This window comes from Desulfofarcimen acetoxidans DSM 771 (genome assembly GCF_000024205.1).
Classification (GTDB): Bacteria; Bacillota; Desulfotomaculia; order Desulfotomaculales; family Desulfofarciminaceae; genus Desulfofarcimen; species Desulfofarcimen acetoxidans.
Map to the genome: position 1 here is coordinate 1,146,019 of NC_013216.1, position 25,830 is coordinate 1,171,848.

Consider the following 25,830-nt stretch of genomic DNA (forward strand, 5'->3'; position numbering starts at 1 on the left):
GTTTGCTGTTTAAGTTGCTGAAAGGTGCAGTGATAGCTATGAATAAAGTATTGCTTCATACCTGCTGCGGGCCCTGTTCGATATACCCGCTGGATTACCTGCGGGCCGAGGGTTGTGAAGTAATTGGTTATTATTATAATCCTAATATTCATCCCTACACAGAATATTTAAAACGCAAAGAGACCCTGTCCGCTTATGCGCTTAAAACAGAATGGCAGGTAATTTTTGATGAGGATTACCGGTTGGAGGAATTCTTGCGAGAGGTTGTACACAGGGAAGCTCTGCGGTGTCGCTATTGTTATCTCATGCGATTGCGCCAGGCAGCCAGAGTAGCCCGTAAAGGGAATTTTGACGCTTTTACTTCAACATTACTGGTCAGTCCTTTTCAGAAACATGAACTAATTAAAGAAACCGGTCAGGCAGTGTCTGAGGAATATGGTATACCTTTTTATTATGTTGATTTTCGACAGGGTTATAAAGATGCTACCATTCGCTCCAGGGAATTGGAGATGTACCGCCAGCAGTACTGCGGTTGTATCTACAGCGAAAAGGATCGCTATTACCATAGGAAAAAAAGTGCCAAACAGGAGGAATAACTCTTATGCCGCCTTTTTTCGGTATGGGTAAAATGCTTTTGTACCTGGGGATTGCTATATCAGTGTTTGGCGGATTGCTGATGCTGCTCGGAAAAGCCCCGGGTTTTAGGTTGCCGGGAGATATATTTGTACAGAAGGGAAATTTCAGTTTTTATTTTCCGCTGGCTTCTTCCATACTTCTCAGTATTCTCTTAACAATTATATTGAATTTGATATCCAGGCGTTAAGTTAAGTAAATAATCCGAAGCTTATGAAATTTTTATTTCCGGAAATGAATTTTATCTAATCCCGTAATAACGGGATATTTTTTTTTGCCGGCAGGAAACCTGACCAAAAGTGTGGAACTTTTCTATTTGTTGTGTTTTTAGATTTTTTTCCAGGTTGCAAAAACAGTGAAAGAGGGGAACGTGATTGTTTAGTCAGGGCAAGAAACACAGGGCTTTAATGCTAACGGTTTTAATTTTAGCAGGATTGCTGCTCTTATTGCCGATTTGCCAGGCAGCAGGGGAATCTAAGCTTCCATCTAACATTAGAGTGGCTATGCTTCAGCATATTCAGGAAGTTGCCTTTTCTACGGAAGGCAAATATCAACTGGTTAACTTATCAACAGGAAATGTTATAGATGAGTTAACACCGCAGGAGAAATGGACGGCCACTGCGGCAAATAATTTGATTAAACTTACCAAAAACGGTGAACAAATAGGATCTTTTAGTGGCCCGATTGCGGCCAGGCAGGCAAACTACAGCATAAATATTATCTCCGGCAGCGGAGCAGCGGAGAACAAATCAGTAATTGACGGTCTGGTAATACAAGGGGCTGAGCTTAAGAATAAGCTAACTGATCTTTCCCAGTATCAGGTGCAAACAGCTAGCGGTTCACAAGTAATTAAATCTTCGGGCAGCTTAAACCTGGTCACTCTTATAAATGGGACGAGCAAACAGAAACTGCGCGGCAATTTAGAACTGGGATTGGCAAGTGATGGTCTTACAATAATCAATGAATTGCCGCTGGAAAGTTATCTTTGTGGTGTGGTACCCAGTGAAATGCCGGCCGGCTGGCCCACTGAAGCACTGAAAGCCCAGGCCGTAGCGGCCCGCTGTTATGTTTTAGGGCGTCTGGGCAGTAACGCGGAGCAGGATTTTGATGTAACTAATGATCAATACAGCCAGGCTTACTGCGGCTATGAAGCTGAAAATGAGGCTACCAATAAGGCCGTTGAGGAAACAGCCGGGATTATAGTTGCTTATAAAAATAAGCCTATTGACGCATTTTACCATTCCAGCAGCGGTGGTTTTACGGAAAACTGCGAGGATGTTTGGACCTATCAGGTTCCGTATATTAAAGGCAAGCCCGATCCCTATGACAAGAATACCAGCCATTATGACTGGCAGGTTAAATTCACACAAAATGAACTCTTACAACTGCTGGATAAACAGTGCATTAAAGACTGGAGAGAAATATCTGACTTAGAGATTGTTTGCTCGACCTCTTCGGGTAAAAGAGCGCAGAAGATAAGACTTACCGGCCTGGATTTAAATGATCAACCAGTTGTTAAGGAGATTAGTAATGCGGATAATGTAAGGATGATTTTTGGCTTAAAAAGCGCCTTTTTTGAGATGACCAAGGAATTTGATACAGAGAAAAAATTGTGTCAGGTAAGCTTTGCAGGCAATGGCTGGGGGCATGGTCTGGGCATGTCTCAGAACGGTGCGGCTGAAATGGCCAGGCAGGGTTATACATTTAAAGATATTTTGCAATACTATTATACTGGCATTGAGATTAAGACTAATTACGGGCGGTAACCGGGGGTATGATTTTGAAACTGGAGGACTTTAATTATAATTTGCCGGAGGAACTTATTGCTCAGGAACCTTCCGCCAACCGGGATGAGTCAAGACTGATGGTGCTGTTCCGGGATAACCCGCAGATCGAGCATAGAAGGTTTAATAACCTTGTTGAATACCTGAAACCGGGCGATGTGCTGGTTATTAACGACACTAAGGTTATGCCGGCTCGTCTTTACGGGCTGAAAGATACAGGAGCAACAGTGGAAGTCTTGCTTTTAAAACAACTCGACGGTAACCGCTGGGAAACACTGGTTAAACCGGGACGCAAAGCACGTATCGGGACCACACTGACTTTTGCCGGAGGAAAACTTACCGGTTTGGTTGCAGGTGATACTGAAGCAGGCGGGCGGGTAATAGATTTTTTATATCAGGGCAGTTTTGTTGAAATTTTAGAACAAATCGGTATAATGCCACTGCCTCCTTATATTAAAAAAATACCAGCCGATCCCGGCCGCTACCAGACTGTTTATGCCAACCGTTTTGGTTCGGCAGCTGCTCCAACAGCAGGGCTTCATTTTACCGACCAATTGCTGGATAAAATTAAAGATCTGGGTGTAGAAATTGTGCCTGTGTTGCTGCATGTAGGTCTGGATACTTTTCGCCCGGTTAAAGTTGAGAATATTCGTGAACACCGGATGCATTCAGAGTATTATGAAATAAGTGCCGGTGTCGCGGATAAAATTAATGCAGCCAAAGCCAGAGGCGGCAGAATAATTGCCGTGGGTACTACTACTACCCGTTGTTTGGAAAGTTCTGCGGGGGATGATGGCCGGTTGAAGACCGGTTCGGGTTGGACAAAAATATTTATCTATCCCGGCTATAGGTTTAAAATTATCGACGGGCTAATAACAAATTTTCACCTGCCTTGTTCAACTTTGATTATGCTGGTCAGTGCTCTGAGCGGGCGGGATAAGATACTGGAAGCATATAATACCGCCGTTAAAAAAAAGGTACAGATTTTTTAGCTTCGGTGATGCTATGTTGATTATTTAAAAAAAGTCACCGTTTAAGAGATAAAATAGAGGATATAATAGACAGGAGAAAATAATGGTTGTAAAATATAAACTGATAAAAAAAGACAATAAATCTCATGCCCGGCTTGGTATATTATCTACACCGCACGGGGAAATTGAGACACCGGTTTTTATGCCTGTGGGAACTCAGGCTACGGTTAAAGCTATGACTCCGGAGGAAGTTAGGGAAGCGGGCGGCAGAATAGTTTTAAGCAATACTTACCATTTATATCTGAGGCCGGGACATGAGTTGATTCGTGATGCGGGAGGCCTGCACAGGTTCATGAACTGGGACGGCCCGATTTTAACAGATAGCGGTGGATTTCAGGTATTCAGCCTGGGACCGCTTAGAAAAATAACCGAAGACGGGGTGGCTTTTCGCTCTCATATTGACGGTTCTTCGCATTTTTTTAGCCCGGAACATGCAATGCAAGTTCAAATGGCTCTTGGTTCTGATATAGCCATGGTCTTTGATGAATGCGCTCCTTATCCCTGCTCCTATGAAGATAGCCTGGCTGCTAAAGAAAGAACAACACGCTGGGCTTTACGCTGTAAGGAATATCACAGTCATCCTGAGCAGAGTGTTTTTGGCATTGTGCAGGGAGGTATGTATCGTGATTTGCGTGAGCAATCAGTAGATGAACTGGTGAAGCTGGATTTTCCCGGTTATGCTATAGGCGGGTTAAGTGTGGGAGAGCCAAAACCATTAATGTATGAGGTTCTGGATTATACTGTACCTCTCTTGCCTGAAGATAAACCCCGTTACCTGATGGGTGTCGGATCCCCGGATTGTCTGTTGGAGGGTGTAGTAAGAGGCATAGACATGTTTGACTGCGTGCTGCCTACCAGAATTGCCAGAAACGGCACAGTTTTTACCAGACAGGGAAAGCTTGTTGTCCGCAACGCGGCCTATGCCAGAGATTTTGTACCGCTTGAGGAAGGCTGCGCTTGTTATACCTGCCGGCACTATACCAGAGCTTATATCAGACATCTGCTTAAATCCGACGAAATATTGGGTGTAAGGCTGACCACCATTCATAACCTGCATTTTCTTTTAAATCTAATGGAGGATATTAGAGAAGCAATCAGAGAAGATCGTTTATTGGAGTATAAAGATCATTTTTTAAAAGATTGGCAGGCATAAATATAAAAATAAAAAAGGAATCCACAGTCCGATAAAGAATAGTTATTAACGATCCTCTTTTAATTTTTGAGATAATTGTTGCTTTGGTTAAATTTAGAAGAAGGGAGGTTTGAAACATGAAATTGAATTCACAAACAATGTCGTTAGTTTATATGCTGGCCATATTTGCTTTAATGTATTTTTTACTTATACGCCCCCAACAAAGAAGGCAAAAGCAGCACCAGCAGTTAATTAACAACCTTGCAGTTAATGATACTATTGTTACTGCGGGTGGTATATACGGTAAGATTGTTAAAATTAAAGAAAGTACTTTGATTGTCAAAATAGCTGATAATGTCAGAATCGAGATATTAAAAAATGCTGTCAGCCAGGTGCTCAGTCATAGTGAGATTGAGCAGAAAGAAAAAGAAGAGAAAAAAGAGTAGATGTAAGTCTGCTCTTTTCACTCTTTTCTATCAAATAATGTTTAAACAGTAAAATACATCGGTATATAGTATTACTTTATCTGTTGACGGGGGGGTTATATTTTGGTAACCTTAGAAGATGTGAAGAGACATACGGTTGTGGACAGCTTTATTCGCAAAGGTAACGAGTTTTTAGGTGTTATGGGTTACACAGAGCATAGTTACCGGCATATCAACTTGGTTTCTAACATCGCCAAAGATATTTTAGAGAAGCTTAATTATCCTAAACGGGAAGCTGAGTTAGCTGCTATTGCAGGTTATATGCATGATATGGGCAATGTGGTCAGCCGCAATGATCACGGCATTTCCGGAGCTCAGATTGGTTACCCTATTTTGTTGGAATTGGGTATGCCCCCTGACGAGATTGCAATTGTTATCTCCGCTATTGCTAACCATGAGGAACAATACGGGCAACCGGTAAATAGTGTGGCAGCCGCACTGATAATCGCCGATAAGTCCGATGTTCACCGGGCCAGAGTTCGCAACACCGATTTTGCTACCTTTGACATACATGACCGTGTAAATTACGCTGTTGAGCGTGCTTTTGTGGCAGTGGATGAAGAAAGACGCACGGTAACTATGGATTTATCAATTGATATTAATATTTGTCCGGTGATGGAGTATTTCGAAATATTTATGACACGCATGATGCTCTGCAGGCGTGCCGCAAATTTTTTGAAATGCAACTTCGAGCTGATTGTAAACGAGTCACGGTTATTGTGACCACCGGGACAAGGAGGAAAAGCAAATGAACTGGAAAAGTATATCTAAACTGGCAGTTATAGTTTTGCTGGTTGCTGCCGTGTCGGTAGTTTTTTTTAAGCCTAATCTTAAGCCTGTTTACAATAAGGAAATCTCCTGGATGCCGCTGGTCAAGATAATTAATTTGGGTCTTGATCTAAGAGGTGGTGTGCATGTTGTTTTACAAGCCGAGGAGACTCCTGGTGTATCGTTGACGGATGACGAAATCAAGAAGGCTATGGCTGTTATTAGCAACCGGGTAAACCAGTATGGTGTGGCGGAGCCGATTATTCAGCAGCAGGGCAAAGACCGAGTCATTGTCGAGTTAGCCGGGATAAAGGATCCCGATGAAGCAGTCAACAATATGGTAAAGACTGCCTACCTGGAATTTAAAGCTGAAAACGGTCAAACCGTACTTACTGGGCGTGATTTAAAAGACGCTGAAGAATCAAAGGCTCCTGACTCCTCAGCGGCGCAAGTAAACCTGACTTTTACTCCCGCCGGGGCAAAAACTTTTGGAGATTTTACAGCTAGGAATGTCGGTAGAAATTTGGGTATATACTTGGACGGCAAGCTGATTCAAAATCCTTCCATTGAAACACCGATTCAAAATGGACAGGCCCGTATTACCGGTTATGCTACTCTGCAAGATGCTCATAATATAGCAATTTTGCTTCGTTCCGGTGCTTTGCCGGTAAAAATGGATGTTATTGAAAAACGTGCGGTAGGCCCGATGCTGGGCGCTGACTCTCTGGCCAAGTCTAAAATGGCCGGAATAGTAGGTTTTGCTGCTATTTTAATTTTTATGATTGGGTATTACCGTTTGCCGGGTTTGATTGCCGATATTGCTCTGGTTATTTACTCACTGATTGTATTGGCGGTTTTCGCCGGATTGCATGTTACCATGACGCTTCCCGGTATAGCCGGTTTTCTGCTATCGCTGGGTATAGCGGTAGATGCCAATGTTATTATCTTTGAGAGAATTAAAGAAGAACTGCGAAATGGCAAGACACTGCGCACAGCTATTGATGCTGGATTTAAAAGGGCTGTTGTCACTGTTGTGGATGCTAACGTAACAACCCTGATTGCCGCCGCCGTGTTGTATTATTTTGGTACCGGCCCTATTAAGGGTTTTGCTGTGACCTTGAGTGTCGGTATCCTGGCCAGTATGTTTACCGCTATCAGTTTGACCAGGTATATGCTGCAGCTAACCGCAAGCAGTAATTTGGTAAAGAATACTAAAATGTACGGGGCGTAAGGGGTGAGAGTTCATGTTGTTTGAAATTGTCAGAAGACGCAAAATTTGGTATGTAATTTCTCTGCTGGTGCTTATTCCGGGCCTTATTTCTCTTTTTGTGCAGGGGTTGAATCTGGGGATAGATTTTACCGGAGGAAACATATTTGAGGTTCGTTTTAATAAGCAGGTCACTGTAAATGAACTTCGCAATGCTTTGAGCGAGTATGAGCTGCAGGACAGCGTGATACAACAGAGCGGCGGCAATGATTACATCATTCGAACCAAGGAATTGTCCTTAGCTGAGTCAGGCAAGGTTGTAAGCGGTTTGAAATCTAAACTGGGCGAACTGACTGTTATGAAAAATGATCAGGTGGGGCCGACCATCGGCAAGGAATTAACCCGCAATGCTTTGCTGGCTTTGCTGGTAGCCTTTATGTTGATGTTGGGCTATATAAGCTGGCGGTTTGAGTTTAAACAGGGAGTTGCGGCACTGCTGGCACTGATACACGATGTATTTGTAGTGACAGGTATCTTTTCTCTGTTCCAATTAGAAGTAGACAGTTACTTTGTGGCTGCCATTCTGACAATTATAGGTTATTCAATTAATGATACCATCGTTATTTTTGACCGTATCAGAGAAAACATGTTGAGCCGTAAGAAAGGCCAATCCCTGGAGGAATTGGTGAACAGCAGTCTTTGGCAGACCATGGCTCGTTCCATTAATACAGTAATGACAGTTATATTTGTATTGCTGGCGCTTTTTTTCCTGGGTGGCAGTACGATAAAGATTTTTGTATTGGCACTTTTAATAGGTGTTTTCAGCGGTTGTTATTCTTCAATATTTAACGCCAGCCAGATTTGGGTCGATCTGAAATTAATGGAGGGCAATAAGAAAAAAGCCGCGGCATAGAGATACCAAGACAAAATGAGAAGCGTGCAGCAAAGCCTGCACGCTTCTCATTTTGTCTTGGTACGGTTAAGCGATATGGGATGATTTTTTTATCAGGTAATTATTGGGGATGGATAGTTGATTTGGTAAATCCTAATTACGTTATAAAATATTTAAAATGCCAAATAATAATATCAAAGCAATACGGAGTTGAGAGAATGCACATAGAAAATACCTTAATTAAATCCCTGGAAAAAAAGTTGGATAAATTATCACTTGATATGGAGAAAATGAAACTGGCCGAGTACGTGGATTTGCTCGAACATACCAAAAAACTGTTATATATAAATTTTATTTCCGGGGTGGCCAGAGGCCTGGGCATAGCAGTAGGTTTTACCGTTTTGGGTGCACTTTTGATTTATCTGCTGCGTTGGCTCTTAGTGCTCAATATTCCTGTAATAGGAGGCTTTATCGCTGAAATCATAAAAATAGTGCAGCTTCGTTTAGGCAGCTAAAGATGGAGGTAATCATGGACAGACAGAAAATGCAGGCATTCAAAGAAACACTGTTGAAAGAAAAAAAAGAACTGGAGGATTCTGTTCATTCTTTTGACGAGCGTGGTCTAGGCATATCTCTGTCACAAGCGACCAGTGAATTGTCAACTTACGACAATCACCCGGCGGATGTCGGCAGCGAGGTATTTGAAAGGAGTAAAGACTTTGCGTTAAGAGATGATGCCATGTTAAAAATCAGAGCTGTAGAGGATGCTCTGAAAAATATTGAGATGGGTAAATACGGGATTTGCGACATTTGCGGTAAAGAAATAGGTTACGCTCGTCTGACTGCTTTGCCCCGCACCACACTGTGCAAGGAATGCAAAGAAGCGCAGGAAAGAATCCCTTCCCGAAACATACGGCCGGCGGAGGAAGACATTCTGCAGCCTCCTTTTGAAAGAAGTTTCAATGACCGTGTCAGTGATGACGCGGGTATAGGCTATGATGGTGAAGACGCCTGGCAGGATGTTGCCCGGGCCTCTGACCATGCTCCTAACGCGCAAAGCGGTTCCTATTATGGCGGCGATCAATTGCTGGACGAGGATCGGGGCTATGTGCAGTCAGTAGAGGACATACCCTGCGTAAAAGGTACAGACGGTGTGATTTACCAGGACTTTGTAGGTACAGATGACGAGGACTCGCCTGTTGCATTAAGAACAAAGGATATCTAAGATAATTGGCAAGCCGCACTGTTTTATGAATTCCTCAGACAATGCGGCTTTTATTCATAGCAGTATAATCCTTCTCATATTAATAGCTAATTAACAAGCACACTATATAATAAATATAACCGTTTTTCCTCAGTATGCTATAATATATGCGGGGAGTGATAAAGATGGATGAAAAAGTGAAAGTAGCCCGGTTATCGATAATTTCTAATCTCTTTTTGACATTAGGTAAACTGGCAGTTGGTTTTTCCATGCATTCAGTCAGTGTAATCTCCGAGGCAATACATTCAGGATTGGATTTGGTGGCTGCTCTGGTTACTTTTTATTCTGTGAGGAAATCAAGCCAACCTGCAGACGAATCACATCCTTACGGTCACGGTAAATATGAAAACCTGGCTTCTATAGTCGAGGCCTTGCTGATTATTGCAGCCGCAGTTATGATTATTAAGCAGGCTTTGCCCAGATTATCCGGTCAGGGAGAAATATATTCACTGGATTTAGGTTTAATGGTCATGGCTGTTTCCTCTCTGGTAAATTATTTTATATCCTCCAAACTGATGTCAGTAGCCAGGGCAGCCGACTCCCCGGCTTTATTTGCAGATGCCTGGCATCTGAGAACCGATGTATATACTTCATTAGGGGTGTTTGCCGGAATTCTGTCAATAAAATTAACCGGTATAAAAATCATTGATCCCCTGGTAGCCATAGCTGTTGCCGGTTTGATACTCAAAGCAGCCTGGGATTTAATCAAGGAATCTATGGCCAGTATGCTGGACGCCAGTCTACCTGAGGAAGAAGAGAAAGCTATTCAACTGGTATTGGGGCAATATTCAAATAAATACCTGGAATATCACCACCTGCGTACTCGTAAGTCTGGTGCTCAGCGGTACATTGACTTGCATCTGGTTGTTCCCAAATGCAGTGTAATTATAAAATCCCATGAATTGTGTGACCAAATAGAAAAAGAACTTAAATCAAAGTTGCCTCATATAGAAGAAGTATTGATTCATATTGAACCCTGTGAGGAAAAGTGTGAAGATTGCCGGATTGATCCGGGTAAGTCTATAATTATCAACAGAAGTTTAAGTGAAACGGGGCAATGTGCTAATTGTTGGGCTCAAAAACAAGAAGACGCTTAGAATACAAAAAAACCGGGCTAACCGGTTTTTTTATTCCGGGAACAAAAATATGAAGCAGAGATAATCTGTTTTGCGGCAGGATAAAAGAAAAAAATGTCGAAAATTAATAATAGAGAAAAATTGTAATAGAAGTTTAATATACGTATAAAAAACTAAGTTATGTATGAATGAGGTGGAAATATTGCTGCTGTATATAGAGGATGCGGAAGTATTGAAACATAAACTATATAGAGCCAAGGCAGGAGATAATGAAGTAAGAGAAGATTTTTTAAGCAGCTGCAAACCTTTTATCGGTAAAGTTGTGAGTAAAATATGCCGCCGGGTTTTATCATGGGGACAGGATGATGAACTAAGTATAGGTTTGATTGCTATGAATGAAGCTATTGACAAGTATAAGGAAAACTACCGGGTGCCATTTTTTGCTTTTGCCAGGATGGTTATTAAGGGAAGATTGATTGACTATTTTAGGCTGGAAAATAGGTATGCCATGTCTAATCTGCTTCATTCCTTCGGAGAAACCGGTGAGCAATGTTGTTTTGAGATTATAAGGTCCTGGGAACAATATCTAATAACGGAAACAACAAGCGAGCGGAGAGGTGAATTGGAACAATATGAAAAAAAACTCGAGCAGTATAAAATATCTCTGGATAATTTAATCAAATCTTCTCCCAAGCACTTTGACAGCAGGGCGTTATTGCTGAAAACAGCTAATACCCTGGCCTCGAATAACGAATTAATGCATTATTTGCAAAAAAATAAGAGACTGCCTCTGATGCAATTAATCAGTCTAACCGGAATCAGCCGCAAAACCTTAGAAAGAGGGAGAAAATACATTATAGCTGCGGCCATCATATTATACCACAGGAGTGAGTTTGTTTGTCTTAATTGGTATTTAAGGAGAATATCCCGTATAGGCATGAATCTGAAAAAGCAGGATACAGTTTGTTAGTGCTGTAATAAGAAAATCGCTCTGAGCGACTTTCGAGCAGCCACAGGTACTTGTCCCTGTTGGAAATTATGCGGTACTAACCTTAACTTATCCACAGATCTATCATAACCATGATTTCCCGAAGTATAAAAAGAAAACCAGGCGCATTAAAGAGCGCCTGGTTTTTTTAGCTGTCCTCTTCATATTCTGATTTATAACATTGAACCCTGATTTTTGTCTCACTAATAACTTCTGCATAGATGCCAATCTCGATATCAACTTTAATAGTATTGTTGTTTTGAATGATTGCACCCTTGTATTGAGGTGTTTTGGTTAGCACAGCTCGGCCTTCCATATCATTTATAGCTGCCGGATCAAAGTCATCAATTTCCAAAGTTTCCGAAAATTCTACCACCTCGCGGGCTACTTCGGTATCTTTTCCGTTGTTAAAAGAAAACCACACATTTACATCAAAAGAACCGGAAACAATCACGATTGGCCTTTGGTGCTCAAATTTAACTGACACTGGATGAATAGTGAAAGCGGTAATTGAGGTACCTAAAATCTGGTTTGGTATAAATTCTTGATCGAATTCAATTTCACAACAATATAAGAAATTTTTTTGGGCCGAACCGCAAATTGCTTTGGTTATTATCTCACGCACGGATGATTTTTTGGTGCTGGTTATCTTTTTTCTCTCCGACCTGTTATCAGGTAGGGCAAAAGAATCTTCCATGGAAGTTCCTACCACATTATTCCCTCCTTTCTGAAATTGTTTTGAATCCAGCAACAAGTCCTCCAGATAATCTTTATTAATGACAGGTCACCTCACATTTAATTTTATTCGTCGTTAAATTATTATATGAATCGACTTAAATAAGTGTGAAAAGTTTTAGTAATAATCACACTCTTTAAATCTTGCAGCATATTATATTTTAGAGGAAGAGCGCGGAGGTGTGTGCCATAATATGGAGAAAGATAATATGAAATTAGTATTCAAGGATGTCTATGGCCTAGATATATATGAAGTTAATGTGCTTGCAGAACAAGGTAGAAAAAAAGTATGGGGATTGCAGACTTCGAAGGGGAAAAAGGTGTGGAAGAGAATCCCTTCTTCAAATGATAGAGCCGGCTTTATGATCAGAGTGATGGAGTATCTAATTAGTAAAGGTATAAAAGTTCCCAGAGTAATAAAAACCCGTTTCAATAAAAATTATTATTTATCCTCTCAAGGGGAAATATATTTATTAACTGATTGGGTTGACGGTATAAAGCCAAATTTTAATGATCACCTGAAAGAAATTGTGATAACTCTGGCTAAATTTCATAAATATACTGCTAAAATAGAGGCTAACCCGTCCAGTGTTTTTGATTGGAGAGGTATTTGGCCTGCTACCTATGAAAAGAGACAAAAGAGGTTGTCTGAGATAAAACAAGCCCTGAGGGGAAACAATGAGGTATCCGGAGGTTTATTAAAGAGCATCGATTATTTCCTAAAGAAATCTAAATCAGCAGCAAATTCACTGGAAAATTCTTATTACCATGTCTGGCTGCGAAGAAAGGGTGCAAAAACAGGGCTTTGTCACAGGGATTTTATTCCTCAGAATTTGAGTTTGACCGGTGCCGGTGAGCTCTGTATTTTTGATTTCGATACCTTGACTATGGATATTCCCGCCATGGATTTGCGCAAATTAATTAATACCTGCTGCAAAGAGAAAGGCAAATGGGATGTGGAAATTGTTAAAAGTGTGGTCAACTTTTATAATTCTGTTAACCCGTTGTTGGACAGGGAATGGGAGGTTGTTTTTATTGATTTAATGTTTCCTCATTTTTTTTACAGTCTTTTAAATAAATATTATACAGAATCTGTGCAGGTTGCCAACTACAACATTGAGCGAATACATGAGACTATCTTATTTGAGAAATCTAAAAAAGATATGTGGAAAGATTTTCAGGATATAATGGGAGAACGGGGGGAGTATTAAATAAAAATCCCCCTTTTTATACTCCGGAAAATTATGCTTATAATGGATTTGTGGATAAGTTACTGTACAATGAAGTACAAATTTTTGTAGCATAAGCAAGGTTAGTATTGCATAATTTCCGGTGAGCGCAGGTGCTTGTGGTTGCTCGAAAGTCGCTTTAAGCGACTTTCTTGCTGTTAGAATATCTTAAGGTTTATTTTACAAGTTAAGAATTGTACTAGATAGTAATTAACTCTCATATAATATGGCAATGGGATTATTATGTCTTGCAGGTGTACAAAACCGCTAATGCTATTTTATTGAAAATGAATAATAAATACTTTTGCTTGGGAGGAATGGTAATGGGTGACATGGTGCAAAACCAGAATAGAGATATGTGGGGTTCTAAAGGCCCTTACCGGGAAATTATTACTAAAGCTGTTTGCGGTTCGGTGAGCAAAAATTTTGTTTATACCAAGTTTATAAAAATACAAGAAAAACGTATCCCAACCAAGGTTCTCGGTACCTCTATTCATAAATTTGAGCTCCAACCGGCAGTAATGGAAACAATTGATCATAATCAGACCGGTGTACTGATCAGAGGTTCCTTTGAAGTAAATATCTGGTATTCCTTCGATCAAGGCAATTTCACAGATGTTATCAGAGAACCCGTTAAGCTGGCGGAAGTAATTCCACAAGATGATTTTGAGGGTCATGTCTCGAAAGAATTTTCTGTTCAGGTGATGTTAATTAAAAGTCCCCAGTGTAAATCTGCAGCTTTGCAAAGTGGTAATACTGTCCGGATAGAAATTGAATTGGGAGTATACGTAGAGGTGCTCGGTGAAACAAAGCTAAGAGTATTTGTTTATCAGGACAGTGATGAGGATGAGTCCTAGTGCAGGTCAATACCTCAATAAGTATCTGCGCACAAAACGTTGTTTAGTTGATAGATCAATTTTCCGTGATTTGCTGACCGAAAAAGAATCCAGCACATCACCGTCTGGATCATAGACATGAATCTTAACAGTGTGACTTTCGATATCGACAACTACAAAATGATACGATTTAACCGGTCCAACTTTAACATTTTTAGTAGAGTAAGCTTCATCGTTGAGTTTTGCTCCACCACCACCGCAGATTATTTGGTAAATACTATTTTTAAATACAAATTCTTTACCGTCCATTTCTGTATTCATGGCTGAGTTAATATAACGACGACTGTAGTTGTGTTCATGTCCGTTAAAGACCAGATCAACATTATATTTATCAATAATTTTCCAAAATGTATTTCTATAGTAGGGATGATAGTCAAGGGAACTGCCCAGGTGTCGTCCTACCGGGTAAGATGGGTGATGGAAATATACAAAGAAGTGTTCTTTTCCTTCCCGCAGTGCATATTGCAAATGTTTAATTAACCAATCACTTTGATTTCCGCTAATCTTGTGGCTGCGGTTTGAGTTGAGACAAAAAAAGCGGGAATTCCCATAGTCAAACATATATGCTGTACGGTTAAAGCCGGAGGGCCCGTTATCAGGCAAGTGACTGAAAACCTCAGCAAAAGTTTCTTCATCCGGTTCATGATTGCCCATAGCCGGAAAAATCATAGATATTGGATAGAAATTTGTAACATTGTCACGCCAGTAATGCAAGTCATCATAACCGTCCCCATCTCCTTCTGTTAAGTCACCGGTAAACAAAAGGAATTCAGGTTGGGGATCTAAAGAAGTAACCCTATAGAGTATCTTTTCCAATATTTTTTTGTCGATTCCGTGGTGACTGCCCTGACTGTCACCAATAACTACAAAACGAAAGTTTGACATTGGTCAACTCTCCTTTAGCAAAGTAATAAATTAACTCATATCAAAAACCAGGCCATAAATAATTAGCCCGGTTGAAATATGCAGCAGCTTTTATTTTCCAATTGCTCAAGCTGTTCTGTAGGGACCAGGTAGTCTGCGTATTGCCTGATTACACTGCATTTTTTTATTTTAAACTCCGGAATTGCTTGATTCAGCAGTTCGGCTTTGAGCATAATTTCAGCCTCATTAACACCCAGTAGAAAGCGCATGCCGGTCGTGCTGCTGAAACGCGGGTTAATCTCAAAGATGAATGGTTTGCCTTCTCGCAGTCTTAGTTGAAAATTACAGGGACCGTAGGGCTTCAAAACCGCTGCAACTTTTTGGCAGTAAGCAGTTATCTCAGTATAACCAGTTGAGTCAGCAGAAACAGTCATGCCGTCATGTAAATATCTCTTTAAGGTAATACCGGAAAGAATTTTTCCGTTTTTACCCGCACAGATGCCGGTGGTGTACTCGCCTTGATGATCAGGGAGGTATTGCTGGATAATCATATCCTTTTGTCCTTTGAGCAGTGTGCGCAGCCCGGTAAAATTCTCAATTTTGCATAAACCTTTGGAGCCGGTTCCCCGCCGTGGCTTTATAATGACGGGAAAGTTTACTTTTTTTATAAAGGAGCAGAGTTGTTCAGCGTCCTCTGGAAAGCGTATGGTCAGAGGAAAATAAAAATTGTTTTCTTGTAAAAAACGAATGGTATACCATTTGTCGTCACAGGTATTCAATACTTCAGGAGAATTAGTAAAAATTTTTGCTTTGGTTTTAGCTTCAATTTCAGCTTTGTACTTACTGAAAAAATGCAATTCCTTAGAGGAGGCAATAAAAACTGCCTGAATATCCTCTTTGATTAAAATATCCAGTAATCGCTCCAGGTAAGCTGTTTCATATTGGGCTGCCGGGACTAAATAAGCACTGTGGGCCAGGTGTAAGCCCAGTGCTCTTGCTTCCATGTCACAAGCTACCAGTTTTAAATTCAGTTGAGAGGCTAACAGTGCTCGAATTACTGCGACTCCGTATAGAGAACCGGATCCAGTAATTAATACCTTAATTTTATCCACTAAATCACCTGTTTGACTAAATATTTTTTACTTTCCGGTCCGCAGTTAAAAAGCAGGTCAACTACGGACAGGTTGGGTATGAAATTATTCCATAACTGGGGGTACTCAGAGATTTTATAGGACTGGTATACCAGTCTTATATTATTTTCGGTAAATTCAAGTTCATCATTGTAAGCACGGGCTCCTGTTCCCGACAAGTATGTGCTGGCTCCAAAGTGACGGCATATATTAATAATCCTGGTGCCTTTTTTTCCGTCAAGCGCAGGTATTTGAGAAGATCGCACTACAGGCGTGGCAATTTCCAAAATATCTTTAATAACCGAAAGCAAGCTTAAATTTAATTCGACCAGATTTGTCCCGGGATGGGCAAATACCGGTGCAAATTTATCCCTGTATTCTTTCCAGAAGGGACTGCGGGAGTAGCAGGATGTTAGGGAATTCCAGTGTTTTTGATGCCAATTTTGGCCATTATGAATGATTAGATCCTTAATTAGGACCTCTTTGTTAGCCAATGGCACACTAAGCAATCGTACACCTTCCGGAGCCTTGATTTTATTTTTGCTGGTTATGGCCCTTTTGGAATGAAGCACATCGTCAAGAAAAACAAAAAGATCGCAGGAAAGCATTTTATGAAAATATCCTGGCCAGGGCAGATAATTCGGCTGATGGATAGCTATAATCAACCGTTTGCGACCCCCTTTAATCGGTGAAACTGTTAATTGTATCAGCCACTGTTTTAAGATCAGCTATATTAAGACCTGGATGCACTGGTATAGAAATACAGGATGCAGCCAGCTTTTCTGCTACCGGCCAGGTTCCTTTACTGCAGTCCAGGTTCCGGTAACAGGGTTGAGACGGTATAGTCATGGGATAATGTATACCATAGCCGATTTGATTATCTGTCAGCCAGGCAGCCAGAGCGTCCCGGCAGTCCGTGGTAAGCGTATACTGGTGATAAGCATGGCTTCTGTCCGGTGGTGCCTGTGGTTTTTTCACCAAAGGGTTATTTATATGGGTATTGTAGAATTGAGCGTTTTGGTTTCTTTTTTGATTAAATGATGTTAATTTTTTTAATTGAGCCAGGCCTATGGCGGCATGAATATCGGTCATGCGGTAGTTGTAGCCAACTACTTCATGGTAATAACGTCGCTGTTGCCCCTGATTGACCAGCAGGCGTACCTTCTCTGCCAGAGCACTATCTCCGGTAACAACCATACCGCCTTCCCCGGAAGTTATGTTTTTGGTAGGATAAAAACTAAAAGCCGCCGCATGGCCGAAAGTACCGGCATAGCGTTCTTTATAGAGAGCACCGTGTGCTTGCGCACAGTCTTCAATAAGGAGCAGATTGTTCTTTTGAGCTAGTTGGCAAATTTCTTCCATATCAGCCGGCAGTCCGAAGAGATGTACTACCAGCACTGCTTTAGCTTCCGGGTGATTTTTTATGGCTTTTTCCAAGCCGGTAGGTGAGAGATTAAATGTTATTGGATCAATATCAACAAAAATGGGAACCGCACCTGTAAATAAAAGAGCATTTGAAGATGCTATAAATGAAAAAGGAGTGGTAAGGACCTTATCTCCCGGGCCTATTTCCAATGCGGACATAATCACCTGCAGGGCTGTTGTGCCGGAAGATGTAGCCAATGCATAAGGCGTATTGATATAAGCTTGGAATGATTTTTCAAATTCCAGTACATATTTACCGGCCGCCAGCATACCGCTGGCCATTACTTCTTTTACTCCATCAAACTCTTCTTGACCCAAAAGCGGTTTAGCGTGTGGAATCAATTAAAATGCTCCTCCTTAAAAACCCTGTAATTTTTGAGACATTTTTATATTAACTTTGTGTCCTGTCCTGATGCCGATAAAATGACCTTTTATAGGACTGCCCAGGGTTGCCAGATCACCCATTAAATCTAATAGCTTATGCCTGGCCGGTTCATTTCCCCATTTGAGGTTTATTTCTGACTGACCGATAACCAGGCAGTCTTTAATACTTTGACCGATTAGAGCGGCCACCAGGTCATATTCAAAATCCATTATATATGACCTAGCCGGTGCCAGTTGTTCGGCAAATTGCCGGTTATTCAGGCGAAAATGTGCTGCTTGTGTGGGGACCTGGCGTCCTGGATAGTCGAGCAGGTAAGTTACCTTTAATTCAGTGGAAGGCAGTGCCAGTAAGATAGATTCATACTCCCTTCCGTTATATCTAAAGGAGTCAAAAACCCACTGCGGTTGATTAACAACAAAATGTTTTTTGGGTTTGTCTTGCTCAATAATTTTAGCCTGCTGCAGGGCTTCAACAAAGTTAAGGCTGCTGAAATTGCTTACAACCGGGATATGAGGTCCGTCCAGACAAACCTTGATATTGTCAATACCCAGGCCAATTACCGCAGCTAGGAGATGTTCGGTATGTTCAATGCGCAGTTCATTTTTGACCAGAGAAGTCCAACGCGAATCAGTCCGGGCATATTGAGTACAGCACTCAATTCTTGGGCTGCCGGGCAAATCCTGCCTGATAAAAACTATGCCTGTGCCGGGTAGTGCCGGCATAAAGGTTACGGTACTGGGTACTCTGCCGTCAATGCTTATTCCTGTACACCTGGCTGAGCAGCTAATGGTTTTTTGCATCAACCTATTACTCTGAGTATATCTGCAGCCCGGTGTTCATAAGTGTGTTTGGCGTAAACCTCAGCCTGACCGGTTGTTGCAATTTTTATTCTCTCAGCCTCATGTGCCAGATAATAGTTCACCTTTTCCAGGGTTTCACCGGCAGACCTGGTGACTTCCAGGTGTTTACCTGGCGTAAATGTCTCCAGGACAGCGGGTGTTGTCGGGCTGAGAAGAAAACCTCTGGCACCTAAAACTTCAAAGGTCCGGGCAGTCAATTCCCTGTTAGTATTTTGTAAGCCCAGTATAATCTTGGCGCTGCTGTAGACATAGTTAGTCTCCTCGTAAGGCAATTTCCCCATTAGAGGGCCCGTGTCAACCTTGAAGCCGACTATACTCGGGTCTACTTTATCCCACCTGCTGCCCCAAATCTTTATGTTATAACCTTTTTCTAACAGTGGTTGCAAGAGAATTTGCACACTATTTTTACGGTAAGAATTCCAGGTTACACCGGCTGTAGCTACTATTGCTATGTCACAATGGTAAGCTTCTTGCCGCATGTGCGGTCTGTGAAACTCCGGGTTGCAGGCCCAAGGCAAATAGTGAGCCGTATACCCTCTTTTGCGATAGAAGGGGAGGGAACCCCTGTTTATGGTAAAAATATAGTTCTGTCCGGTAGCCTCAATATAAGGCAATGACCACTCATTGGTCCAACGAGGATCCTCGGTAGCCCAGTAAGCCTGCTTGACTTTGTGTTTCTCAGCCAGATTTTTTAATATAGCCAGCTTGGCTTTTGTGTGAATCTTTGTCCAGCCGGTGGTAAATATTAAATCCGGGCGGTATTCATCAATCAATTGATCCAGTTCTTCTTCGATAATATCCCGGAGGATTTTTACCTGGCAGCCTTGTTTTTGCAGGCCAAACGGCAATCCCAGCAAATACTGGCAATCTGATTCAATAAACAGGATTTTCATAAATTCACCCTGACCATGATTATTTTAGTTAAGATCATAGCGGTAGGTTTCCCGCAGAACACCACGTCCGCCAAAACCTTCTTTAAAGCGAAACAGACCTTTATTGACGTATTTACCTTTATTTTCGGTAGAAATGCCCCAGTCCAGATAGTGATAGCCTTTTTTTCTCCCCCAATTGATCAATTCGTAAAAAAGCAAATTTAACGGCCGCAATTGCTGGTATTTTTCATCATGTGCTATATAAAAGCAATTGATTACACGGTTGTTGAGTAAAAAAATCAATACGCCGCCGATTATTTTTTCTTCATAATATGCAGCAAAAAGTTTAATGCCCTGAGGGTACCTGTCTTTTAAAACATAAATTTCTTCTAACGTATGAGTTGGATGAGCTTGATGTCGTGCTTGCAGGTTATTGGAGAGGATATCCCAGTACTCCTTAAACTCCTGGCTTTCTTTTATATATACGCCTAGTTTGGCAGCTTTGCGTATATTTCTTTGCGCATTTTCTCCTGCGGCAGACCTGGTATCATCCAACAGGTGTAGGGCAGTAGCCAGCTCCGTGCTGCTGGCATAAAAACCGTAGTAACGTAAAGCGAAATCCAACTCATCACAGTTTCTACAGTGATAAATACGGGGAACAAGCTTAATTTCAATTTGTTTAAAACCGTTATCCTGACAGTGTTTAATCAGCAGAGGGATAAGAGTCATTGCATTATTTGTCTTAAACTTTCGATGGATTACTATTCCCCCGTGCGAGGCCCCGGGGTAAGAGGAAAAAACAGTCTTTTCACCTGCCCTTTGCTGTGCGGCGGGTATAACCGCCAAGAGTTTATCATGGGAATCATAAACTAATAAGGAGCAATCATTAAATCTTCCCGCTGGGTGATAGTTTAAAAAGTTGCGTTCTTGCATAAAAGTACCGTTAGCGGAATTGCGCACGAAAGCATCCCACTGTGAGTATTCTTCTTCGGTATAATTCTTTAGTTTCACTGTTATCACCGGTCTTTACCTGAAATGTAGTCTTGCACTATTGCTAAATAAGGATTGTTCAATCAAATCCATTACTTTCATAACCCAGGCCATATCACGCACACCAGTTTTGGGTTCATCGCCTGTTTGTAAACAGTCAACAAAATGCTTGCACTGACTGGTTAAGGGTGGAGTTCGTTCCAGTTTTGGCATAGTTATATCGCCGTTATAAGGAATGATCTGCAGTTTAAAATCATCTCTTGTATCATCGAGTGCTGCCATTGTCCTGCCTCCGGCAACAATAATTTGTCTTCTTTTTAAGGGATACATCCAATTGCAGTGTAATTTTACAAATAAATTATTGGCAAAACCCATATTAATGGCAACTATATCATGAATACCGTCTTGCAGATAACTCTCCCCGTGAGCTGATACCCAGCGAGGTTCTTGATTGACTAAATACCTGACAATGGAGAGATCGTGTACCGCTAAATCCCAGAGAACGCTGACATCACTTCGAATCTTTCCCAGATTTGCCCGTTCCAATAAAATATATCTCAGTTCACCCAGTATGCCTTGGTTGATATAGTCCTGTAGTTTTACAACAGCAGGGTGATATTCCATAATGTGGCCAGCCATTAACAGGGTATTGTTTTTTTGTGACAGTTTTATTAACCTGTCCGTGTCGATATAGGAGAGAGTTATTGGTTTTTCCACCAGAACTGCTTTATTACGCATTAAAAAGTTGGCGGCAATAGCAAAATGTGATTGAGGAGGGGTAGCAATCACCGCGCCTGATACTTGTTCATCATCCAGTAAATCCTGGTAATTAGTGGTTGTTCTGATTTGGGGATAATTTGAGCTCAATTCTTCCAAGATATTTTCATTTTGATCGCAAACATGAAGTATATTTGCTTCCGGGATTTCTGCAAAAGTCTTTAAATAGTTTAATCCCCAGGCACCACAGCCGATTAAGCCAATTCCTATCATTTCACTTATCCCCTCTGAAACAAAAAATGGTAGACCTTGCTAGAGCAGGTTTTAGACTTAAACTAATGTATGCAAAAGATTCCTTAACTGTGCATGGGGTGCAAAGGAAATTGCATACTAGTCTGGAGTTATTATAGAAAAACTAGTAATGGATGAAAATGGAATAGAGATTATGTTTAACTGATCTGTAATTAAAACGATGAAATCTTCGTTGACTCCGGTCATGATTCCGTCAAAAAATACTGAGAAGGGTGTGTTTACTATCATCCTTTTATAATAGGACTTTCTTAGTTGATATAGGAGGCTGGCTGTTGCTTCATTATTATTGGTATTTGTCTGGGAAGAATTTGTTTGCTGTGGTTGCTCCTGTGCATTTGAGACTTGCTCCGGGTTGTTATCAATATTTATAACCGGACAAGGTAAAGTTTTGACTATTTCTCTGTGTCCTCTTGTTTTTGCGTCATTAGGTGTTCTTTCAGTTAGGGGGTTGGGATTTGACGCTGGCAAAGTTGATTTGTTTATAACTGTTCCGGATAGAGAAGTTTTATTTGTATGATTATTATTTTTATCGGCAGCAATTTTTTTTAAGTGGCTTGGATTAGTGTTATTGCCGGTATTTTTAATAGTTACGGGCAATACTTGGTTCTCCTTGACTGCCTGGCTGCCGGTATTAGCATATTGGCTCAGTAAAGTTAAAGGCTCTGTTTGTCTCGTACCGGTATTAACAGTTTCGGTCGGTTTCTTTTTAATATCCGCTGGCTCATTGCCGTTGGCATCAGGTTGTTCTGTTAAGGCTTTATCTGCCTCATTTTGTTCTGTTACAGTTGGTATTTTACTGTAAGACAGGTTGTTGTCCAATTCCAGCCATAGATGATCTTCTTTTTCCGTCATAACAGGTCCACAGGCTGAACTGCGGGTAGCTTTAACAAGTTGACTGATGGAACCTTTTGCCAGCAAACTCACCGGCAAGCCGGATTTTCTTTTTTCAGGCAAAGTCTGTCACCTCCTTTAAGCATAGAATGTGTTGATTTAAAAAATTAACTGGTTATTTCTTTTATAATAATTGAGTTTTTGTTGTCTAACTGAAAAGTTTTAACGACTAGATTGTTGTTAACATCTAAGCCGACAGCTCTTATCCAGTCAGCATTTACTGAGGTTATGACTACCTCCTGCGAATTTCCGTTTACAATCAGGGTTACAACTTTGTAGAGATATTTTCTAAACTGGTTAATATATGTCACTGTTTTGCCTCCTATACATCTTCAATGGCTACAATGTGATCCAGACGTATAAATATTGATCTTCCACCTGAGGAGAAATGAACTCTAACTAGTTCGTCACTGACGCTATCGATGACCATGTCTTCGTAGCGAACATCCTCCTGAATAAACAGCGTTCTTATATTAACCGTGGTACCGCTGTTTTTTCGCTTTCTCAAAATTTGTTTGAGGTCGTTTGTATTCAAGGCAATGCCTCCTAAGATCAGTCTTTCATTATTGATTTAGATATATATTATTGAGATGTTAAAATCAGTGTTACATATTAGAATAAAAAATTTGTATGGACATTGAAAAAGGAAACACCCTATTAAGTAACAAAATTGTAGCAAAGGTAATAATATGTAGTAAAAATGTCAGGAGGTAAGTTGTATGTCTAACATATGTGATAGGCTGCTCAGGTATAGCGTTGGTCAAAGAGCATTCTTGAGTTTGAGAAACGGCAGCGTGATTACAGGGACTATTATCGGTAATTTCCAGAATAAGGTGCAAATCGGATTCCCTCTGGTTGTATATAACAGCTCAGGCACCAATGTTCTTACTACAAATACTATTGCCAACACTACTAATGCTGTCATCGGTACACCGATTCCTTGGCTGGAGGTCTTTTGTGGAGAGATAATTGCCGCTTCAACCGGAAATATTGCTGTCACGGCATCGACGAGTACAACAGTTACTGCCGTTTTATAGTAGGTGGGAGATAGTTGCCGCTTCTTGTAGAAATACTGCTCATATGTAAAAGTTGAAAATAAAGGGGGAATATTCATGTCCTGTTCAAATCCTTGTCAAGCGTTGTTTAATAAAACAGGTGACCTGATTAGAATAGGTTTGAGAAACGATCAAACGGTAACCGGCACTCTGGTCGGTATATTTAACAGAATAATTGTTTTTAACGCCGCAACCATCAGGGTAGGAACTTTGATATTTACCGCAGAATTTTTATGGGTTAATTGTAACGAAATTGAATGGTTTAACTAATTAAATATATAGTAAATAAACCGGAAACTTCTGATATTCCGGTTTTCTTTTTTCCCTATTTCTTGTATTATTAGAGCATGGTTTGATCGAATAATTTATAAGGAGAGATCATGAGCAGGCTTAAAGTCAAAATATTACCGGAGAATATTAACGGCAAAAAAGGCTATGACATAAGAATATTATCAAATACGGCTACCGTTCAGGATTATTTGGATGCTGTTAATAAAGCTATTGAAAACAATTGCTTTTACCGGAGCAGGGCGGTATCTATAACTGATTGTGCCGGTTGTGATTTGTGTTGTGCTGAGAGAGCTCCTTTGACCTGGGTGGATTTATGCCGGCTGCGGGAATATTCGGGAGACAGTTCTGCCACAGTGCAGGCCTTATTGGATAGATTTGGTTATGTGGTAGTAGATGGCCCGGTAGTTGATATTATGCTGAAAAGAGGACAGGATAATCGCTGTATTTTATTGGATCGAAAAACCAAGCTCTGTGCCGCTTATATGTTTCGCCCACTGGTCTGCCAAACATTTATTTGCTGTGCTCTTTCCCGGCGGGCCGAGCTATTGCGGGAGGCTGTTGTGAATAAGGGTGAAGATGAGTTGGTCAGGCAGTGGTTATGGGAAGCTAGAGCCAGTAAAAGAAACCCTCTTATTCATGAGGGATATCGTGCTAAACCGGATCTTCGGGACTGGCCTTCCACTCCTTTTGCCGGGAGAGTTGGCTACCAGGAGGTGTTTTTGAAGGACATTTGTCCGGAAAAATTATGGCGGGAGCTAATTAAAAATGAGGAGAGGGATAGGAATGCTTGATCTGAATATAGGAATAAAAGGTGAAGCCTCTATAACAGTTAGTGAGGACAATACTGCAGAGGCTTACGGCAGCGGCAGCATACAGGTTTTTGCTACTCCGGCTATGATAGCTTTAATGGAGAACGCTGCCATGAACTCAGTTGAGACTTATCTATACCCTGAGCGGACAACGGTGGGAACCAGGGTTGAAACCACGCATATTGCCGCAACACCTTTGGAATGAAGGTAACAGCCAAGGCGGAATTGACTGCGGTGGAAGGGAAAAGGCTCCTTTTTAAAATAGAGGCTTTTGATCAAAAAGAGCTTATTGGAGAAGGTACTCATGAGAGATTTATTGTGGAAAAAGAAAAATTTTTACATAGGGTTGCTGCCAAGAAAAACGACTAGGAATCCAGTAAGAGTTGTCAGGGCTATTTACCTGATAATTCTGATATGATATAATCATTTTACTGCAGGTGTTTAATGATGCGAAGTATGGGGGTTGCTGTTTTGCGGATTACGGTTATCGACGGACAGGGAGGCGGCATAGGGAAAGCAATTACAGAAAAGTTGAGAAAAAACCTGCCCAAGGAAACGGAAATTATTGCTTTAGGTACTAATGCTCTGGCTACTGCTTTGATGTTGAAAGCCGGTGCAAATGACGGGGCCAGTGGTGAAAATGCTGTGGTTCGAAGTGTTGCTGAGACAGATGTTATAATTGGGTCTTTGGCTATAATCGTACCTCATGCTATGATGGGGGAATTGACTCCGGCGATGGCCGAAGCCATTGCAATGAGCAAGGCGCCTAAAATACTCTTGCCCCTTAATCGTTGTGGTATTGATGTGGTAGGTGTATATGCAGAGCCTTTGCCTCATCTGATTGATCATATCTTAAAAAAAGTTAAGGATTTAATGGAAAAATAATTTTGTGCAGCAGGAATAAGCAAACTAGTGTCGAATAATTTTAGTAAATAGCTTTTAATTGTATCATGAAGGTACTAAGCTAAGTTATTTACAGTTCTGATTATTTCAATTTTTTAATTTAAATATGGATAAACAGGCCATGAAGGTCAAGCTTAAATATTAAGCTTCTTCGTGGCTTTTTATATTCATTAATGGTATTTTGCAGCTAGTTAGCTTAAAGGCAT

Annotated in this window: 31 protein-coding genes and 1 pseudogene; 20 read left to right on the plus strand and 12 right to left on the minus strand. The window is 41.0% G+C overall.

The genetic code is table 11. The features are described 5' to 3' along the window. Nucleotides 1-38: 38 nt before the first annotated feature. From DTOX_RS05365 to sigI, 13 genes are all read left to right on the plus strand, one after another. Nucleotides 39-596, plus strand: coding sequence for an epoxyqueuosine reductase QueH (locus tag DTOX_RS05365; RefSeq protein WP_042316755.1), 558 nt, complete (start codon nucleotides 39-41; stop codon nucleotides 594-596). 5 nt (nucleotides 597-601) lie between these two features. Further along, complete coding sequence (locus DTOX_RS05370; RefSeq protein WP_015756718.1) at nucleotides 602-823, plus strand: DUF2905 domain-containing protein; 222 nt, start codon at nucleotides 602-604, stop codon at nucleotides 821-823. A gap of 184 nt (nucleotides 824-1,007) precedes the next feature. Continuing rightward, entirely contained in the window at nucleotides 1,008-2,399 is a 1,392-nt protein-coding gene (locus DTOX_RS05375; RefSeq protein ID WP_015756719.1) for a SpoIID/LytB domain-containing protein, read from the plus strand. Between the two features lie 8 nt (nucleotides 2,400-2,407). Continuing rightward, a complete protein-coding gene (gene queA, locus DTOX_RS05380) occupies nucleotides 2,408-3,409 on the plus strand; it encodes a tRNA preQ1(34) S-adenosylmethionine ribosyltransferase-isomerase QueA (RefSeq protein WP_015756720.1) in 1,002 nt (333 codons plus the stop codon). 82 nt (nucleotides 3,410-3,491) lie between these two features. After that, nucleotides 3,492-4,601, plus strand: coding sequence for a tRNA guanosine(34) transglycosylase Tgt (tgt, locus tag DTOX_RS05385; protein ID WP_015756721.1), 1,110 nt, complete (start codon nucleotides 3,492-3,494; stop codon nucleotides 4,599-4,601). Between the two features lie 116 nt (nucleotides 4,602-4,717). Beyond that, a complete protein-coding gene (yajC, locus tag DTOX_RS05390) occupies nucleotides 4,718-5,026 on the plus strand; it encodes a preprotein translocase subunit YajC (protein ID WP_015756722.1) in 309 nt (102 codons plus the stop codon). 99 nt (nucleotides 5,027-5,125) lie between these two features. Continuing rightward, nucleotides 5,126-5,788, plus strand: a complete 663-nt coding sequence (locus DTOX_RS05395; protein WP_042315443.1) for an HD domain-containing protein — start codon at nucleotides 5,126-5,128, stop codon at nucleotides 5,786-5,788. A 25-nt stretch (nucleotides 5,789-5,813) separates the two neighbouring features. Then, nucleotides 5,814-7,064 carry a protein translocase subunit SecD gene (gene secD / locus DTOX_RS05400; protein ID WP_015756724.1) on the plus strand — a complete coding sequence of 417 codons (1,251 nt, stop codon included), beginning with the start codon at nucleotides 5,814-5,816 and terminating at the stop codon, nucleotides 7,062-7,064. Between the two features lie 13 nt (nucleotides 7,065-7,077). Next, nucleotides 7,078-7,953, plus strand: coding sequence for a protein translocase subunit SecF (gene secF, locus DTOX_RS05405; protein ID WP_015756725.1), 876 nt, complete (start codon nucleotides 7,078-7,080; stop codon nucleotides 7,951-7,953). 197 nt (nucleotides 7,954-8,150) lie between these two features. Then, on the plus strand, nucleotides 8,151-8,447 hold the full coding sequence (locus DTOX_RS05410; protein ID WP_015756726.1) for a DUF5665 domain-containing protein: 297 nt from the start codon (nucleotides 8,151-8,153) through the stop codon (nucleotides 8,445-8,447). A 14-nt stretch (nucleotides 8,448-8,461) separates the two neighbouring features. Beyond that, nucleotides 8,462-9,157, plus strand: a complete 696-nt coding sequence (locus tag DTOX_RS05415) for a TraR/DksA C4-type zinc finger protein (RefSeq protein WP_015756727.1) — start codon at nucleotides 8,462-8,464, stop codon at nucleotides 9,155-9,157. Between the two features lie 164 nt (nucleotides 9,158-9,321). Beyond that, on the plus strand, nucleotides 9,322-10,293 hold the full coding sequence (locus DTOX_RS05420; protein WP_015756728.1) for a cation diffusion facilitator family transporter: 972 nt from the start codon (nucleotides 9,322-9,324) through the stop codon (nucleotides 10,291-10,293). 181 nt (nucleotides 10,294-10,474) lie between these two features. Next, a complete protein-coding gene (gene sigI / locus DTOX_RS05425) occupies nucleotides 10,475-11,242 on the plus strand; it encodes an RNA polymerase sigma-I factor (RefSeq protein WP_015756729.1) in 768 nt (255 codons plus the stop codon). Nucleotides 11,243-11,408: 166 nt separating this feature from the next. On the opposite strand, the gene cotE (DTOX_RS05430) is transcribed toward sigI, so the two are convergent. Further along, complete coding sequence (gene cotE / locus DTOX_RS05430) at nucleotides 11,409-11,972, minus strand: outer spore coat protein CotE (RefSeq protein WP_157862863.1); 564 nt, start codon at nucleotides 11,970-11,972, stop codon at nucleotides 11,409-11,411. Nucleotides 11,973-12,189: 217 nt separating this feature from the next. On the opposite strand from cotE (DTOX_RS05430), the gene DTOX_RS05435 reads away from it, so the two are divergent. Then, complete coding sequence (locus DTOX_RS05435; protein ID WP_042315445.1) at nucleotides 12,190-13,206, plus strand: CotS family spore coat protein; 1,017 nt, start codon at nucleotides 12,190-12,192, stop codon at nucleotides 13,204-13,206. Between the two features lie 341 nt (nucleotides 13,207-13,547). Then, on the plus strand, nucleotides 13,548-14,081 hold the full coding sequence (gene cotE / locus DTOX_RS05440) for an outer spore coat protein CotE (RefSeq protein WP_015756732.1): 534 nt from the start codon (nucleotides 13,548-13,550) through the stop codon (nucleotides 14,079-14,081). Between the two features lie 6 nt (nucleotides 14,082-14,087). Here the strand turns inward: cotE (DTOX_RS05440) and DTOX_RS05445 are convergent, their stop codons facing one another. The 11 genes from DTOX_RS05445 to DTOX_RS05495 form a co-directional block, all read right to left on the minus strand. Next, complete coding sequence (locus tag DTOX_RS05445; protein WP_015756733.1) at nucleotides 14,088-15,005, minus strand: metallophosphoesterase family protein; 918 nt, start codon at nucleotides 15,003-15,005, stop codon at nucleotides 14,088-14,090. Nucleotides 15,006-15,067: 62 nt separating this feature from the next. After that, a complete protein-coding gene (locus tag DTOX_RS05450) occupies nucleotides 15,068-16,096 on the minus strand; it encodes an ATP-grasp domain-containing protein (RefSeq protein WP_015756734.1) in 1,029 nt (342 codons plus the stop codon). Continuing rightward, on the minus strand, nucleotides 16,096-16,779 hold the full coding sequence (locus DTOX_RS05455; RefSeq protein ID WP_015756735.1) for a WbqC family protein: 684 nt from the start codon (nucleotides 16,777-16,779) through the stop codon (nucleotides 16,096-16,098). Before DTOX_RS05455 ends, DTOX_RS05450 begins: the two co-directional genes overlap by 1 nt. Nucleotides 16,780-16,795: 16 nt before the next feature. Further along, the gene (locus DTOX_RS05460) at nucleotides 16,796-17,881 is read right to left on the minus strand and encodes a DegT/DnrJ/EryC1/StrS family aminotransferase (RefSeq protein WP_015756736.1); all 1,086 of its coding nucleotides are present in this window, start codon (nucleotides 17,879-17,881) and stop codon (nucleotides 16,796-16,798) included. A gap of 15 nt (nucleotides 17,882-17,896) precedes the next feature. Then, entirely contained in the window at nucleotides 17,897-18,724 is an 828-nt protein-coding gene (locus DTOX_RS05465) for a UDP-3-O-acyl-N-acetylglucosamine deacetylase (RefSeq protein ID WP_015756737.1), read from the minus strand. Next, nucleotides 18,724-19,677 (minus strand): CgeB family protein, encoded by a 954-nt coding sequence (locus DTOX_RS05470; protein ID WP_015756738.1) that lies wholly within the window; start codon nucleotides 19,675-19,677, stop codon nucleotides 18,724-18,726. Before DTOX_RS05470 ends, DTOX_RS05465 begins: the two co-directional genes overlap by 1 nt. A gap of 24 nt (nucleotides 19,678-19,701) precedes the next feature. Beyond that, nucleotides 19,702-20,667, minus strand: a complete 966-nt coding sequence (locus DTOX_RS05475; protein ID WP_042315450.1) for a GNAT family N-acetyltransferase — start codon at nucleotides 20,665-20,667, stop codon at nucleotides 19,702-19,704. Between the two features lie 15 nt (nucleotides 20,668-20,682). Beyond that, nucleotides 20,683-21,636, minus strand: a complete 954-nt coding sequence (locus DTOX_RS05480; RefSeq protein ID WP_015756740.1) for a Gfo/Idh/MocA family protein — start codon at nucleotides 21,634-21,636, stop codon at nucleotides 20,683-20,685. A 117-nt stretch (nucleotides 21,637-21,753) separates the two neighbouring features. Then, complete coding sequence (locus DTOX_RS05485; protein ID WP_015756741.1) at nucleotides 21,754-22,629, minus strand: hypothetical protein; 876 nt, start codon at nucleotides 22,627-22,629, stop codon at nucleotides 21,754-21,756. Between the two features lie 44 nt (nucleotides 22,630-22,673). After that, complete coding sequence (locus DTOX_RS05490) at nucleotides 22,674-22,877, minus strand: hypothetical protein (protein ID WP_015756742.1); 204 nt, start codon at nucleotides 22,875-22,877, stop codon at nucleotides 22,674-22,676. A gap of 11 nt (nucleotides 22,878-22,888) precedes the next feature. After that, nucleotides 22,889-23,101: a hypothetical protein gene (locus tag DTOX_RS05495; RefSeq protein WP_015756743.1), complete on the minus strand. Its 213-nt coding sequence runs from the start codon at nucleotides 23,099-23,101 to the stop codon at nucleotides 22,889-22,891. 184 nt (nucleotides 23,102-23,285) lie between these two features. Between DTOX_RS05495 and DTOX_RS05500 the strand changes: the two genes are divergently transcribed. The 5 genes and pseudogenes from DTOX_RS05500 (at nucleotide 23,286) to DTOX_RS05520 (ending at nucleotide 25,606) form a co-directional block, all read left to right on the plus strand. Beyond that, nucleotides 23,286-23,603 (plus strand): hypothetical protein, encoded by a 318-nt coding sequence (locus DTOX_RS05500; protein WP_015756744.1) that lies wholly within the window; start codon nucleotides 23,286-23,288, stop codon nucleotides 23,601-23,603. A gap of 75 nt (nucleotides 23,604-23,678) precedes the next feature. After that, on the plus strand, nucleotides 23,679-23,891 hold the full coding sequence (locus tag DTOX_RS05505) for a hypothetical protein (protein WP_015756745.1): 213 nt from the start codon (nucleotides 23,679-23,681) through the stop codon (nucleotides 23,889-23,891). Nucleotides 23,892-24,001: 110 nt separating this feature from the next. Continuing rightward, on the plus strand, nucleotides 24,002-24,703 hold the full coding sequence (locus DTOX_RS05510; RefSeq protein WP_015756746.1) for a YkgJ family cysteine cluster protein: 702 nt from the start codon (nucleotides 24,002-24,004) through the stop codon (nucleotides 24,701-24,703). Further along, a pseudogene (locus DTOX_RS25255) lies at nucleotides 24,696-25,090 on the plus strand (thioesterase family protein). The gene DTOX_RS05510 and the pseudogene DTOX_RS25255 overlap by 8 nt, the downstream one beginning before the upstream one ends. A 75-nt stretch (nucleotides 25,091-25,165) precedes the next feature. After that, nucleotides 25,166-25,606: a DUF3842 family protein gene (locus DTOX_RS05520; RefSeq protein ID WP_015756747.1), complete on the plus strand. Its 441-nt coding sequence runs from the start codon at nucleotides 25,166-25,168 to the stop codon at nucleotides 25,604-25,606. Nucleotides 25,607-25,830: the final 224 nt, after the last annotated feature.

What these genes read in the sequence shown, in the direction of transcription:
- DTOX_RS05365 (WP_042316755.1), top strand. Translation starts at nt 39, where the DNA reads ATGAATAAAGTATTGCTTCATACCTGCTGCGGGCCCTGTTCGATATAC.
- DTOX_RS05370 (WP_015756718.1), top strand. Translation starts at nt 602, where the DNA reads ATGCCGCCTTTTTTCGGTATGGGTAAAATGCTTTTGTACCTGGGGATT.
- queA (WP_015756720.1), top strand. Translation starts at nt 2,408, where the DNA reads ATGATTTTGAAACTGGAGGACTTTAATTATAATTTGCCGGAGGAACTT.
- tgt (WP_015756721.1), top strand. Translation starts at nt 3,492, where the DNA reads ATGGTTGTAAAATATAAACTGATAAAAAAAGACAATAAATCTCATGCC.
- yajC (WP_015756722.1), top strand. Translation starts at nt 4,718, where the DNA reads ATGAAATTGAATTCACAAACAATGTCGTTAGTTTATATGCTGGCCATA.
- secD (WP_015756724.1), top strand. Translation starts at nt 5,814, where the DNA reads ATGAACTGGAAAAGTATATCTAAACTGGCAGTTATAGTTTTGCTGGTT.
- secF (WP_015756725.1), top strand. Translation starts at nt 7,078, where the DNA reads ATGTTGTTTGAAATTGTCAGAAGACGCAAAATTTGGTATGTAATTTCT.
- DTOX_RS05410 (WP_015756726.1), top strand. Translation starts at nt 8,151, where the DNA reads ATGCACATAGAAAATACCTTAATTAAATCCCTGGAAAAAAAGTTGGAT.
- DTOX_RS05415 (WP_015756727.1), top strand. Translation starts at nt 8,462, where the DNA reads ATGGACAGACAGAAAATGCAGGCATTCAAAGAAACACTGTTGAAAGAA.
- DTOX_RS05420 (WP_015756728.1), top strand. Translation starts at nt 9,322, where the DNA reads ATGGATGAAAAAGTGAAAGTAGCCCGGTTATCGATAATTTCTAATCTC.
- DTOX_RS05435 (WP_042315445.1), top strand. Translation starts at nt 12,190, where the DNA reads ATGGAGAAAGATAATATGAAATTAGTATTCAAGGATGTCTATGGCCTA.
- cotE (WP_015756732.1), top strand. Translation starts at nt 13,548, where the DNA reads ATGGGTGACATGGTGCAAAACCAGAATAGAGATATGTGGGGTTCTAAA.
- DTOX_RS05445 (WP_015756733.1), bottom strand. Translation starts at nt 15,005, where the DNA reads ATGTCAAACTTTCGTTTTGTAGTTATTGGTGACAGTCAGGGCAGTCAC.
- DTOX_RS05465 (WP_015756737.1), bottom strand. Translation starts at nt 18,724, where the DNA reads ATGCAAAAAACCATTAGCTGCTCAGCCAGGTGTACAGGAATAAGCATT.
- DTOX_RS05470 (WP_015756738.1), bottom strand. Translation starts at nt 19,677, where the DNA reads ATGAAAATCCTGTTTATTGAATCAGATTGCCAGTATTTGCTGGGATTG.
- DTOX_RS05480 (WP_015756740.1), bottom strand. Translation starts at nt 21,636, where the DNA reads ATGATAGGAATTGGCTTAATCGGCTGTGGTGCCTGGGGATTAAACTAT.
- DTOX_RS05500 (WP_015756744.1), top strand. Translation starts at nt 23,286, where the DNA reads ATGTCTAACATATGTGATAGGCTGCTCAGGTATAGCGTTGGTCAAAGA.
- DTOX_RS05505 (WP_015756745.1), top strand. Translation starts at nt 23,679, where the DNA reads ATGTCCTGTTCAAATCCTTGTCAAGCGTTGTTTAATAAAACAGGTGAC.
- DTOX_RS05510 (WP_015756746.1), top strand. Translation starts at nt 24,002, where the DNA reads ATGAGCAGGCTTAAAGTCAAAATATTACCGGAGAATATTAACGGCAAA.
- DTOX_RS05520 (WP_015756747.1), top strand. Translation starts at nt 25,166, where the DNA reads ATGATGCGAAGTATGGGGGTTGCTGTTTTGCGGATTACGGTTATCGAC.